Raw genomic sequence first — 14,391 nt, 5'->3', positions numbered from 1 at the left:
ATGGGAAAATTTGAAACGCTGCTAACAAATGAGTATATCGAAAAATACCAAGATTTATGGCCAAATAAAACTATTTTAGATTATTTTTATGAATCAGTTGAAAAGTATCCAGACAAGACAGCTTTGATAGATAAGAAAAGCAGGTATACGTATAAAGAACTCAATCAGCTTGTGGACAGGGTTGCTCTAGGATTAACTGAGTATGGATTAACAAAGGGCGATGTTATTTCTCTGCAATTACCGAACTGGAATGAATTTATTATTCTTCATTTAGCAGCTACAAGAATTGGTGCTGTGACCAATCCTTTGATCCCAATTTATCGGGACCGAGAAATTGACTATATGGTGAAGATGACTGAGGCAAAAATATTGGTCATTCCTGACACATTCCGAAACTTTGATTATCCTGAGATGGTTTCCAGACTATGGGATGGTTGGCCAAGCATGGAGAAAGTTTTTGTAGTAGGAGATAATGTTCCAGAAAAAATGGAATCGCTTTCTGTGTTAACAGATGAACCGTGGGAGGAAACGAAAGATCCTCAAGTATTAGAGAAAGTAAAAATCGATCCGAATGATGTGACAGAAATTATTTTCACGTCTGGAACGACTGGTAATCCAAAAGGTGTGATGCACACACATAATACACTTTGCGTATCTACTGATTATTGGATTGAACGTTTACGATTAACTTCCGATGATGTCATGTTTATGGCGTCAACTTTTGCCCATCAAACAGGCTTTGGTTATGGGGTTCGCCTGCCGTTTCATATTGCTGGGACAGGAGTTTATCAGGACATTTGGAATCCACATGAGTTTATTGAACTCATTAAAAAAGAAGGTATTACGTTTACTGCAGCAGCTACGCCATTTTTGCAAGATACAGTCCAGCTGGATGGGATTGAAAAACAGGACATCCGTACATTCCGTGCCTTTATTGCTTTAGGTGCACCTATACCAAGGCCATTAGTGAAAGAGGCAAAGAGCAAAGTGGATTTTCAAATCATTTCTGGCTGGGGACAATCAGAAAACGGACTTGTGACCCTTACTGGATTAGATGATTCAGATGAGAAATTAACTAGCACAGATGGTTTCGCTTTTCCTGGTATGGAAGTGAAGGTCGTGGATGAGAATTTCATCGAATGTCCTCCAAATGAGGAAGGTTCCTTATTAAGCAGAGGACCAGCACAGTTTGTTGGTTACCTGAAGAGAATGGATATAACCGAAGATGAGCATCGGGATGGCTGGTTTATTACAGGGGATAGAGCAACGATGGATGAGGATGGATATATCCGAATTACTGGCCGTGATAAGGACATCATTATTCGTGGTGGTGAAAATATTCCTGTTGCATATATTGAAAATGTTTTATATGAGCATCCAGATATATCAGTGGCACAAGTGGTGGCCATGCCAGATATACGCTTACAGGAAAAGGCCTGTGCTTTTATTAGTATGAAACCTGGAAAAGAACCTCTAACCTTAAAGGAATTAAAGAAATTCCTAGAAGAGAAACGGGTTGTCAAACAGTACTGGCCTGAACATTTGGAAGTAGTGGATGATTTTCCAAGAACACCTAGTGGTAAAATTCAAAAGTTTCGTTTAAGAGAACTAGTAAAAGAACAATTAAATCAGACTAACTAATGGAGGGGTATATATGACGGAAAAGGTAGCATTTGTAACGGGAGCAGGAAGTGGAATCGGCAGAGAGATTGCGAGAGTATTAGCCTCTAAATCTATGAAAATTCTTGTAGCAGATATTAATATGGCAAATGCTGAAGAGACGGTTTCTATCTTAAATAAAGAAGGGGGAGAAGGTGCTGCAGTTTATTGCGATGTTACGACATTAGAAAGTGTGCAGGAAGCTGTTAAGGAATCATTAGCACAGTATGGAACAATTGATGTATTAGTGAATAATGCAGGTTGGGATAAGATAGAACCTTTCTTAGAAAGTGAACCAAGCACATGGAAACGTATTGTGGATATTAATTTAATGGGACAAATTCATACGAGTAAAGAAATTCTGCCAATTATGGTTGAAAAAGGTTCTGGAAAAGTGATCAATATTTCTTCTGATTCCGCAAGAGTAGGATCGAGTGGAGAGGCTGTATATTCTGCTGCGAAAGGTGGAATCGTTGCATTTACCAAAACCATTGCCAGAGAAATGGCGAGACATAATATCAATGTTAACTGTGTGGCACCAGGGCCAAGTGATACCCCGTTATTTGCTGAAATTGGATCTTATAACAAGGGAATTACGAAAGCTTTAGAAAAAGCTATTCCATTCAGACGCTTAGCTCAACCAACAGACATTGCGAATGCAGTCGGTTATTTTGCGTCAACGGAGGCAGATTATGTGACTGGTCAGACATTATCGGTGAATGGTGGATTGACGATGGCTTAAGGCGGGAAGAGGTTTGGGGGGGAATTAGTTTCATGCATAAGACGGATAACGCTTTAATAAAGCGTAGGAAATATACGTAGACTCCTGCGGGAAGAACAGCATAGGTGAGACTACGTAGTGCGTCAGCACGAAGGAGGCTCACCAGCTCCCCGCGGAAAGCGGAGTATATTTCCGGAGCGGGTTTACGCTCGGTACTTTTATAATATACATCCATTTTCCTCCCAGTCTCCTTCCTAAATAATACATAGAATTAAGGAGGAAAAACAGATGGTAGAGCATATTGCCGTTATTGGCAGTGGAACGATGGGACGTGGAATTGCTTATCAGGCAGTGATTTCTGGATTTAACGTAACTCTACAGGATATTTCGAGTGAAGCAGTTGACAATGCTCAAAGCTACATCGAAGGACTTGCTGCTAAAAGTAGGGAGAAAGGATATATACAACAGGAGCAATATGATAACGTATTTCAAAAAATCCATTATACAACCGACTTGCCAGAAGCGGTAAAGTATACGGATCTAGTGATTGAAGCGGTACTGGAAAAAGTAGATTTAAAGATGGAGGTATTTAAACAAGTAAATGAACATTCACCAGAATCCGCCATTCTAGCTACCAATACATCGACTATGAGTCCAACCGAAATTGGTGCAAGTACAAAGAATCCAGAAAAGTTTATTGCGATGCACTTTTTCAATCCTGTTCATCGAATGAAGTTAATAGAAATTATACGAGGGTTGGATACGTCCGATGAGACAGTGGAAGTGATAAAATCTGTAGCAATTCAAATGGGGAAAGAAACGGTGGAAGTAAATGAGTTCCCCGGATTCGTAACTAGCAGAATGAACTGTGTAATCGGAAATGAAGCGATGAATATGTTGATGGAAGGTGTGGCATCTCCAGAAGGAATTGATAAAGCTATTAAACTAGGATTAAATCACCCAATGGGTCCCCTGGAAATGGCGGATTTAGTGGGTTTAGATACTAGATTACGAAATATGGAGTACTTGCATCAAACATTAGGAGAAAAATATCGTCCGTCGCCACTGCTTTTAAAATATGTAAAGGCAGGGCGATTAGGCAAAAAGTCAGGTCGTGGATTTTATCAGTATGATAGAGAGGAGACATTACTATGAATTTTGAATTGTCTGAGGAGATTCAGTCTTTAAAAGAGGGAATTCGTGATTTTATCGATAAGGAGGTAGAACCACATGCCATGGAAATTGAAGAAACCAATGAAATTCCTGAACGAATTATGGAGAAGTCAAAGCAAATGGGGTTATTTGCCTTAAGCGTACCTGAAGAATATGGTGGTCTCGGTCTTAGCATGGTAGGAAAATGTGCCGTTCTAGAAGAAGTGGGAAGAACCCACAATGGTTTTACAACGGTAATTGGCGGTCATACCGGAATAGGTGGTGTCGGTATTGTTGAAATGGGGACAGAGAAACAAAAACAAAAGTACTTACCAGGTATGGCTTCTGGAGAAAGAATCGGTGCATTTGCATTAACCGAACCAGCTGCTGGCTCCCATGCATCAAATTTAAAAACGACTGCAGTCAGAAAAGGAGATAAATATATCCTAAATGGTAGCAAGCATTATATAACCAATGCACCGATTGCAGATATTTTTACGGTAATGGCGGTCACTGATCCAGAAAAAGGAGCAAGAGGTATCACTTCATTTATTGTGGAGAGAGATACCCCAGGTTTAGAAATTGGAAAGATTGAGCAGAAAATGGGACTCCATGGTTCGCACTCTTCCGAAGTGTTTTTTGAGGATTGCGAAGTTCCAGTTGAAAATGTATTAGGTGAAGAAGGTGAAGGTTATGTCAACGCCTTAAAGATTTTAGCAAATGGAAGAGCAGGTATGGCAGCCCGTAATCTAGGTTCAGCGGATAAACTATTGGAGATGTCTTTGGATTATGCACATAACCGGGTTCAATTTGGCAAAGCCATTTTTGAACAGCAAATTATACAACATTATTTAGCAGAAATGGCAATGGAAATAGAGGGCCTTCGTTCTATGGTGTATCGTGTTGCCGCCAAGGTAGACAGAAAGGAGAAAGTAATCAAAGAAGCGGCAATGGTTAAACTGCTAGGTTCTGAAGTTTATAATCGTGTGGCTGATAAGGCAGTCCAAATACATGGTGGTATTGGTTATATATCAGAATACCCAATTGAACGATTCTATCGGGACGCTAGAATTACACGGATTTACGAAGGAACTTCTGAAATTCAAAAAAATATTATTGCTGCACAGCTTCATAAAGAGTATGAAAAAAGAGGTGTACCACATGGAGTTTAAAAACATTCTTCTTATTAATGAAGGAAATGTTGCGACGGTTGTTATTGATAGACCCGAGGTACGAAATGCCCTCAATGGAGAAACGGTTAAAGAACTATCGTCTGCGATGGATATGCTTGAAAAAAATGAACAGGTAAGAGTCATAATATTTACTGGATCAGGAGAAAAAGCATTTGCTGCTGGAGCTGATATTAACCAGCTAACCAAGCGTAAACCAATGGATGCATTTGTTTCTGGCAGTATGTCTGAACTGTATCGACGCATTGAATCAAGTAAAAAGGCTACGATAGCTGCAATCAATGGATATGCTTTAGGTGGGGGCTTCGAACTGGCGCTTTCCTGCGATATTCGAATTGCTTCGGAAAATGTGAAACTTGGCTTACCTGAATTGAATTTAGCAGTTATTCCTGGGGCAGGCGGTACTCAACGTCTTTCCAGAATAGTCGGTAGAGGTGTTGCACTTGATATGATCCTAACAGGTGAATTTTTACTCGCGGATGAGGCAAAACAACTTGGACTGGTTTCTAAAGTAGTTAATCAGGAAGATTTACTAGAGGTGGCAAAAGAAAAAGCAAATCGCATCATCCAGAAAGGTCCAATAGCCGTACAAATGGCCAAACTCACTGTAAGTAAAGGCTATGACGTTGATATGGATACAGGCCTGTTGATTGAATCATTAGCACAAGCCCTGTTATACGGAACGGAAGATAAGGTAGAAGGAACCCAAGCATTCTTAGAAAAACGTACAGCCGCTTTTGCTGGAAAATAATCAACGTACAAGGAGCAGATGGGAATGCAAATCAACCTGCAAGGCAAGAATGTTCTGATTACTGGTGCTGCAAAAGGAATCGGTCGTGAACTAGCCATAACAGCGGCAGAAAATGGAGCGAATGTTGCCGTTCATTATCGTGAATCAGAACAAGAAGCACTACAAACAGTAAAAGAAATTGAAAAACTAGGTGTGAAAGTTTCGGCTATTCAAGCGGATATTGGAAACTTTGAGGAAGTAAGGGAAATGAAAGATAACCTTGATAAGAAATTCGGTCAAATTGATAGGATTGTGAACAATGCTGGATGGGCGCAATTGAAATCATTTTTTCAATATGAACCAGAAGAATGGAAAAGAGAAGTAGATGTTTGTTTTCATGGAGTGCTTAATCTTGCATATACTTTTATACCTACCATGAAGGAAAATAATAATGGAAAGTTCATAAATATAGTAGGAGACTCTGCCAGGACAGGCGACAGGAACTTGATTGTTTCTGCTGCAGCAAGGAATGGAGCAATCAGTTTTCTAAAGTCTCTGGCAAAAGAGGTTGGTAGAAATAATATCCAATGTAACACCATCTCACTGGGAATGATTGATCAAGGAAGACTAAATGAGGAATTGTTAAATAAGATTATCAAGCAATATCCAATGAAAAGGCTCGGGGGTGCAAGTGATGTGGTGGGCGCCGTGTTATTTATGTTATCAGAAGATGCTGATTGGATTACAGGACAAGTTCTTAGTGTGAATGGTGGACATAGTATGATTGGATAATGTTGTGAGATAGCCATCGTCTTTTGGCGATGGCTATTAATGTATAAACATGGAGGGGATTTTTTATGGAGAAAGCTGTTATTATTGATGCAATTAGAACACCTATAGGAAGATATGGAGGAGCTTTAAAAGATGTACGGCCAGATGATCTTGCCGCTATTGTTATGAAGGAATTGATAAATCGAAATGATTTTCCAGTAGAAGAATTGGAAGATGTTTATGTAGGTTGTGCAAATCAAAGTGGAGAAGATAATAGAAATGTTGCTAGAATGGCAACTCTATTAGCAGAATTACCATTGTCTGTAGGGGGAGTTACTGTTAATCGTTTGTGCGGTTCAAGTCTCGAAGCAGTAAACCAAGCGGCTAAATCAATAATGTGTGGAGAAGGAGATATTTTTATTGCAGGCGGTACAGAAAGTATGACAAGAGCCCCTTTTGTAACAGCTAAACAAACCAAACCTTTTCAAAGATCAGTAGAAATATATGATACAACCATCGGATGGAGATTTGTGAATGATAAATTAGCAGAAAAACATTATCCCTATTCCATGATTGAGACAGCAGACAATGTTGCGAAAAAGTATGATATATCCCGAGATAGTCAGGATGAGTTTGCATACAATAGTCAGCAAAGAGCTAAAGCCGCAATGGAATCTGGAAGAATGCAAGAAGAAATTGTTCCAGTGGAGGTAAAACGAAAAAAAGAAACGATCGTGGTTGATCAAGATGAACACCCGCGTCCTAATACTTCTTTGGAAAAACTACAGAGTTTAAGAACGGTCAATCAAGGAGGAACAGTAACAGCTGGGAATGCCTCCGGAGTAAATGATGGGGCAGCAGCGTTATTGATCATGAGTGAAAGCAAGGCCAAGGAGTTGGGATTATCTCCTATTGCCTCCATTGAATCATTTGCTGTTTCAGGTGTCGATCCTGCCATTATGGGGGTAGGGCCAGTACCAGCTACAAAGAAAGCTATTCAAAGAGCGAATTTATCCATTGAAGACATAGGGTTAGTGGAATTAAATGAGGCTTTTGCAGCGCAATCGCTCGCATGTATTAATGAGTTATCTTTAGATATGGATAAGGTCAATGTGAATGGTGGTTCGATTGCTTATGGTCATCCTTTAGGGGCTAGTGGGGCTCGGATATTGACTACTTTGTTGTATGAGATGGAGCGGAGAGAGGTTGAGTTTGGGTTGGCTACTATGTGTATTGGTGTTGGGCAGGGGATTGCTACGGTGGCGAGGAGATGTGTGGGGTTAGGTAATAAAGGATAATGCAAACATCATTAAATTCCTCTCTAAAATGTCAGTTAATGACTTGTGTAGAATCGTAAGAAATTAACCCTTATTGTTCAATCAATTATTTTCTTTAAAAAGGCTAATTATAGAGATGTTCTTTATAGGACATCTCATTTTTCTTTGTACGGTACTTATCTTTTAAGTATAGATTGATATATAGTAATTTTCATAATATTATAAAGGCGTAGGTTATTTATTAAAATAATAACGCGATTCTATCTTTTTGGAAAGTTACATGTGAAAAAAACAAGTGAGGCTTACAATGAATAAACGAGTAAAATTACGAACAAAAATGCTCATATTATCTTCCATACTAGTGTTTTCCTCAGTAATTGTAAGCGGAATCACTATGCTGGCTAGTGTATCAAAATCATTTGAAGGTGAAATAGGAGAACGGGCTACTGCTATTGCGAGAACAATTTCACAATTAGATGATATAAGAAATGCTGTGGGTGAAAAGAGTGGGGAAGAAATTATTCAACCTATTGCTGAAAGGATTCGATTATCAACAAATGTAGACTATATAGTTATCATGGATATGGAGGCAATCAGATATTCCCATCCGTCTGAATCTAAAATTGGCGAAAAGTTTACTGGCGGTGATGAGCGTGCAGCATTCTCTGAGCTAGAATATACGTCTAAAGCAGAAGGAGAACTAGGTTTTGCTATACGAGCATTCGTACCAATCATGAATGTCGAAGGGGTAGAACAGGTTGGCGTTGCTGTTGTGGGGATTTTATCTCCAACCTTCCAATCCTTACTTAAAGAATATCAATATGATTTAAGCTTATCCTTAATATGGGGTCTTCTAATAGGATTAATTGGTGCTTGGTTTTTAGCTAACAATGTAAAAAAGCAAACCTATCATTTAGAGCCATATGAGATTGCTCGACTATTCGAAGAGCGTTCTACGATTATGGAAAATCTTGATACGGGTATCATTGCTACGGATAATAAAGGTCAGATAAGCTTTATGAATAAATTAGCAGAAACCTATACTGGTATTAACTTTTCAAGTGGAATGGTACTGAAAGAACTATTTACTCAATCATGGATAACGGATAAGCTTGATGCGAGAGAGAAATTAATTAACAAACCGGTTAACATCAATGGAAATATGTATCTTGTATCGATTTATCCTATCTTTGTTAAGGGTTCTTTTACCGGTTCACTTATTAATCTACAAAAACGGTCCGAAGTTCATCGACTAGGTGAGGAACTAACAGGGGTGAAAAGTTTAGTAGCTGCTTTACGAGCACAAAATCATGAGTACATGAATAAACTCCACAGCATTGCCGGGCTTATACAGTTAGAAAGGACTGATGAAGCCTTGGACGTTATCGTTGATGAGACGTCTATTGAGGAAGATCTAGTACAATTTCTTAGGAACCGTATCAAACATTATTCTATTTCAGGACTTCTATTAGGAAAACGTTCGCGGGCAAGAGAGCTTGGGGTTCAGTTATTCATAGATAGAGAGAGTTATGTGCAGGAAGTTGTGGAAGGATTGAGCGCAGGAGATATTATAACAATCCTTGGGAATTTACTTGATAACGCGATAGAGGCTTGTAAAGATGCCGAGACCAAGAATGTCTCATGTCTTATTCAAGGAAAAGAAGATCATCTATTTATATCGGTTAAAGATTCTGGTAAAGGAATAGCCGAAAACGAAAAATCATTCATATTTAAACAGGGGTATAGTACGAAGGCAAAAGAAGGCCGGGGAATTGGTTTATTTATTGTAAAAGAGATTGTAGAAGCAAAGCAGGGCGATTTATGGGTTAATTCAAATGAACATGGTGGGACACTTTTTGAGATTGAAATATCTTTATAGGGGGGAAGGGACATGATTCATGTGCTAATCGTTGAGGATGATCCGATGGTGTTAGAAGTAAACAAATCTTTTTTAGAGAAAATTCCCCACTTTCATTTAATGGGTAGTGCTGGGACAGGAAAAGAGGCTATAGAGATGATTAGACGGAAAGATCCTGATTTAGTCTTATTAGACGTATTTTTACCTGATTTATCTGGACTTGATGTTATACAAAAGGTGAGGGAAGAGGGACTGCCGGTAGACATCATCATGATAACAGCTGCTAGGGATACAAATACGGTACATCAGTTTTTTCGTTTCGGTGCAGTAGACTATATTGTGAAACCTTTTCGCTTTGACCGATTTAAAATAGCCTTAAATAATTACTGGAAAATGTGGAATAAACTCCAATGGGCCCAATCTGTTAGTCAAAAGGACATTGATGAATGGACAAAGAAACAGGAAATAAGGAGAGATGATGACCTTCCGAAAGGGCTTAGTGAAAATACGTTAAAACAAGTATTAATTGCTCTCTACGAACAAAAGGAGCCTGTGACTTCTGAACAATTAGCTGAATATCTGGGAATGGCTAGGGTTACTGTACGCAGATATTTAGATTATTTATCAAAACAGAAAAAAATAACCGTCAAAATGGAGTATGGAAAGGTAGGAAGGCCAAGTAATTTTTATTTAGCCTAATCTTAATAGGTAAGACCAAAAAGACCAAAAAGATTAATATGGTCTTTTTATTGCGATGCAATTGAAAGCGTTTTATAATAAGAAACATCCGATTACTCGAATATTTCTAAATATTTAATCGAGGGGTGTTGGTCCTACTGAGGCAATTAGAAATAACAAGTTTTAGTTTTGTATTCATTATTTCCACTATTTTATTCGTTTCTTGCTCAGCAAAAACATACCCAGTCGATCATGAACAACTCAGTGAAGATGAAAGAATCGTCATTCGTTTTTCTCATGTTGTTGGGGAAGACACACCGAAAGGACTTGCTAGTAGACGTTTTGCTGAGTTAGTAGAGGAACGTACAGATGGATATGTAGAAGTTCAGGTTTTCCCGAATAGTTTTTTATATAAGGATGGAGAAGAATTAGATGCTCTATTAGATGGTGACGTACAAATGATTGCACCTGCAACGTCTAAAGTCTCTTCCATTGTCCCGGAATGGCAAGTGATGGATTTACCGTTTGCTTTTGATAGTGAGTTGGAAGCAAAAGAGTACATATCGAGTCCTGCTGGGGAAGTCTTAAAAAAGAAATTAGAACAAAAAGGTATGTATTACTTATCTTATTGGGACAACGGTTTCAAACAAATGACGAATAAACATCATTCACTTCAAGATCCAAAAGATTTTAAAGATGTTACCTTTCGGATAATGGAAAGTGAATTATTGGAAGAACAGTTCAAACTGTTAGGGGCTAATTCGCAAGTGGAAACATTTGATCAAGTATTTTCTGTGTTGGAAAAAGGTCATGTTCAAGCACAGGAAAATACTTTTTCCAATATTGTTAACAAAAACATTCATTCTGTTCAAGATTATATGACGGTAAGCAATCACGGCTATTTAGGTTATTTGGTTATTATGAATGCGGATTTCTGGGAAGATTTGCCGGATGAAGTACAGATGATTATCTTAGATGTACTTGAAGAGGTTACTGAATGGCAGGCTGAACTAGCAAAACAAGTTAATCAAGATAAATATAAGACTTTAGTAGATTGTAATTGCATGAAAATCCATCAGCTAAGTGAAACAGAAAAAAAACAATGGGAAGAAGCTCTAAATCCATTATATGACACTTATATAGAAAGGTTTGGAGCTGAATATATAGAATATATTCCAAAATTAAAACAGTAAAGGGGAGAAATTACATTGAAAAGATTTACAAAATTTGGTTTTCTTTTAGTGTTATCTATCTTTCTCTTGGTTCTTTCAGCGTGTGGAGATAATGCAGAGGAAACAAGTGGAGAAACAGATGGAGGAGAGAGTGCAGGTGCTGGGGATTATCCTAGTACGGTAACAATTGGTACTGCTTCCCAAGGTGGAACTTATTATATTTGGGGTGGTGGATTAGCCAACCTACTAGAAGAGCATCTTGATGTTACTTCTAATGTAGAGGTTACTGGTGGTCCGGTTCACAATATTCAACTGCTTGATGCTGGTGATGTGCAAGTAGGGATGGTAACAAATGGCCCACTTTACGAAGGTTACTACAACGATGGAGAATGGTCAGAGAAAGAATATAAAGATATCCGAGTTATTTTCCCGATGTATCATACTCCATTTCACTGGTGGTCTACTGCAGAATCAGATGCAACAAGTATTCGTGATCATGAAGGAGAAAGAGTTGGCGTTGGTCCAGCTGGTGGTACGCCAGGAACATATAATCCTTTAATTTACGAAGCATTAGGGATTGAAACTAGTGACCAAGTACAGGCAGGGGCAAGTGACATGGCTTCACAAATGATGGATGGCCAGCTTGATCATATTGGTTTCTCTGCAGGTATACCTATTGCTGCGGTAACAGAAGTGGAAACACAAATGGATATTAATATTTACGGACTTAGTGAAGAAGACAGAAGTACAGTCATGGAGGAACTTCCATACTTTACGGAGTATACTATTCCTGCTGACACATATGATTCATTAGATGAAGATTTAGAAACAATGGCACAATTTAACTTTGGTGTTGTTCAAAAAGATGTAAGTGAGGATTTTGTCTACGACTTCGTGAAAGCATACCACGAAAATATTGATCAAATGATTAATACGCATGCATCTGCCAAAGAAGCGGAAGATCCGGATGCAATCTTAAAAAATCAAGAATTCCCTCTACACCCAGGGGCTATTCGTTACTATGAAGAAGTAGGAGTTGACCTACCTGAATCTGTATACCCGGAAGAATGGGAAGAGTAAGCTTTAGTATTGGGATTCCTTATCTTTAGGGGTAAGGAATCCCTTGACATATCTATACCGTGTTGAATTTGCAACTAAAGGAGGGGACACTATGGGGAAAAAAGAACAAAATTCTAAATCATCGAATGACAAGAAGTTGGAGGAGAAAGAATCTAACTCTGTAACAACTTCTTCTAATGGGAAAATAGATACTACCGTTGATGAAGAAGCGATTGAAGCTGCATCTGGTATGCGTCATTTGTCTGGATGGGTCCGGTATCTGTTTATGACAATTGCAGTTATTGGTGCCCTCTATCATCTGTATATTTTAAACTTTAATCCAATAGATCCTTGGGTGTTTCGTAGTACTCACTTGGTATTTGGGACTGTATTAGGTTTAATGCTATACCCTGGTTGGAGAAAAGCTTCAAGTAAAGTACACATAGTTGATTGGCTTCTAATCATTGCTTCTATATATATAGGTTATTACATTTATGCAAACTTAAATCAACTCGTATTCCGCTTTGGGGTTACTCCAACAGATATGGATTTTTATGTAGCTTTAGTTGGATTACTATTAGTTGTTGAATTAACTCGACGTACAAGTGGATGGGTACTACCGATTTTAGCCCTAGTATTTGTTGGTTATGTATTTGCTGGCCCGTATTTGCCGGGTATTTTAAATCATAACGGTTATTCATTAGAAAGATTTGTGACGTATGTATATGGCTTGGATGGGGTTTTTGGTGTAACCACTGATGTGTCATCTAAATATATTATTTTGTTCATCATATTTGGTGCATTTCTGCAAATGTCTGGTGTCGGACAGTACTTTATAAATGTCGCATTTGCCATTGCAGGTGGACTGCGTGGTGGCCCTGCTAAGGTAGCGATTTTTTCTTCCGGTTTAATGGGGATGATTAATGGAACTTCAGCAGGTAATGTTGTAGCCACAGGTTCTCTAACGATACCTTTAATGAAGCGTACTGGTTATCCACCTCAGTTTGCAGCTGCTACAGAAGCAACTGCTTCGGCAGGAGGGCAATTATTACCTCCAATTATGGGAGCGGGTGCCTTCTTGATGGCTGAGATAACAGGCATAGGTTATTCTGAGATCATTATTGCAGCTATTATTCCAGCTGTACTATACTTCACGTCTGTTTATTTCATGGTAGATTTTAAAGCACTTAAGTCTGGCATGAAGGGATTATCTCGTGAGCAATTACCAAATGTGAAAGCTATTTTAAAGAAGGCATATCTATTTGTTCCAGTCATATTACTGATCACTCTATTGGTACAAGGATTTTCTGTAATATATGCAGGTACAGCAGGGATTATAGCGTGCTTCGTTCTCAGCTTGTTCAGCAAAGAAACACGAATGGGATTAAAGAGTATTTTAGAGGCCTTTGAATTAGGAATGAAAAACGCCATACAGTTAATCTCTATTGTGGCTTGTGCAGGTATTATTGTTGGGGTTATTGCTTTAACAGGAATTGGCCAACGATTTAGTTCCTTGCTTTTATCTATTGCGGATAACAATATGTTAATTGCTCTAATCTTTGCTATGGTCATCTCTATTATTTTGGGAATGGGTATGCCTACAACAGCCGCTTATGCTGTGGCCGCATCCGCGGTAGCACCTGGTTTAATTAATATGGGAATTGATCCATTATTAGCACATATGTTTGTTTTCTATTTTGCTGTTATTTCTGCCATTACACCACCGGTTGCCCTAGCGGCTTTTGCTGCAGCAGGTATAACGGGTACAGATCCAATGAAAACTGGATTCCAAGCATTTAAACTTGGCTTAGCAGCGTTTATCGTTCCATTTATGTTCTTCTTTAGCCCAGAATTACTGTTGCAAAGTGATTCTACAGTTGGAATTATCATCGCATCGATAACTGCTTTAGTTGGAGTATACCTGTTGTCAGCAGCCGTTCAAGCATGGTTCTTAGGAAAGCATGCACAATGGTACAGTAGAATTTTTCTGATGGTAGCAGCTTTACTTTTTATGCTATCAAGTCTGTATACAGATTTAGTTGCTATTGGAATAGTACTGCTAGTTATCGTGATTCAAAAGTTTATTAATAAATCCGACATGATACAAAAGGCGGCTTGAGTGTG

At 38.6% G+C, this 14,391-nt stretch carries 12 protein-coding genes; all 12 read left to right on the top strand.

All coding sequences use genetic code 11. The features are described 5' to 3' along the window. On the top strand, positions 1–1,641 hold the full coding sequence (locus tag D8M06_RS06005; protein WP_121203479.1) for an AMP-binding protein: 1,641 nt from the start codon (positions 1–3) through the stop codon (positions 1,639–1,641). Positions 1,642–1,654: 13 nt separating this feature from the next. Continuing rightward, positions 1,655–2,401: an SDR family NAD(P)-dependent oxidoreductase gene (locus D8M06_RS06000; RefSeq protein ID WP_121203478.1), complete on the top strand. Its 747-nt coding sequence runs from the start codon at positions 1,655–1,657 to the stop codon at positions 2,399–2,401. A 267-nt stretch (positions 2,402–2,668) separates the two neighbouring features. Then, positions 2,669–3,535: a 3-hydroxyacyl-CoA dehydrogenase gene (locus tag D8M06_RS05995; RefSeq protein ID WP_121203477.1), complete on the top strand. Its 867-nt coding sequence runs from the start codon at positions 2,669–2,671 to the stop codon at positions 3,533–3,535. Further along, positions 3,532–4,704, top strand: a complete 1,173-nt coding sequence (locus D8M06_RS05990; protein WP_121203476.1) for an acyl-CoA dehydrogenase family protein — start codon at positions 3,532–3,534, stop codon at positions 4,702–4,704. Before D8M06_RS05995 ends, D8M06_RS05990 begins: the two co-directional genes overlap by 4 nt. After that, positions 4,694–5,473 carry an enoyl-CoA hydratase/isomerase family protein gene (locus tag D8M06_RS05985; RefSeq protein ID WP_121203475.1) on the top strand — a complete coding sequence of 260 codons (780 nt, stop codon included), beginning with the start codon at positions 4,694–4,696 and terminating at the stop codon, positions 5,471–5,473. Before D8M06_RS05990 ends, D8M06_RS05985 begins: the two co-directional genes overlap by 11 nt. A gap of 24 nt (positions 5,474–5,497) precedes the next feature. After that, positions 5,498–6,244, top strand: a complete 747-nt coding sequence (locus D8M06_RS05980; RefSeq protein WP_158591738.1) for an SDR family NAD(P)-dependent oxidoreductase — start codon at positions 5,498–5,500, stop codon at positions 6,242–6,244. Between the two features lie 65 nt (positions 6,245–6,309). Then, the gene (locus D8M06_RS05975) at positions 6,310–7,521 is read left to right on the top strand and encodes a thiolase family protein (RefSeq protein WP_121203473.1); all 1,212 of its coding nucleotides are present in this window, start codon (positions 6,310–6,312) and stop codon (positions 7,519–7,521) included. 286 nt (positions 7,522–7,807) lie between these two features. Next, complete coding sequence (locus D8M06_RS05970; protein WP_121203472.1) at positions 7,808–9,379, top strand: ATP-binding protein; 1,572 nt, start codon at positions 7,808–7,810, stop codon at positions 9,377–9,379. A 12-nt stretch (positions 9,380–9,391) separates the two neighbouring features. After that, positions 9,392–10,057 carry a response regulator gene (locus D8M06_RS05965; protein WP_121203471.1) on the top strand — a complete coding sequence of 222 codons (666 nt, stop codon included), beginning with the start codon at positions 9,392–9,394 and terminating at the stop codon, positions 10,055–10,057. Between the two features lie 128 nt (positions 10,058–10,185). Next, positions 10,186–11,229, top strand: coding sequence for a DctP family TRAP transporter solute-binding subunit (locus D8M06_RS05960; RefSeq protein WP_241558853.1), 1,044 nt, complete (start codon positions 10,186–10,188; stop codon positions 11,227–11,229). A gap of 15 nt (positions 11,230–11,244) precedes the next feature. After that, on the top strand, positions 11,245–12,288 hold the full coding sequence (locus tag D8M06_RS05955; RefSeq protein ID WP_121203470.1) for a TAXI family TRAP transporter solute-binding subunit: 1,044 nt from the start codon (positions 11,245–11,247) through the stop codon (positions 12,286–12,288). Positions 12,289–12,379: 91 nt separating this feature from the next. Next, positions 12,380–14,386, top strand: a complete 2,007-nt coding sequence (locus D8M06_RS05950) for a TRAP transporter permease (RefSeq protein ID WP_121203469.1) — start codon at positions 12,380–12,382, stop codon at positions 14,384–14,386. The last annotated feature ends 5 nt before the right edge of the window (positions 14,387–14,391 follow it).

The organism is Oceanobacillus halophilus, assembly GCF_003628505.1.
Lineage (GTDB): Bacteria > Bacillota > Bacilli > Bacillales > Amphibacillaceae > Oceanobacillus > Oceanobacillus halophilus.
This window is presented reverse-complemented; position numbering and strand designations above follow the sequence as displayed.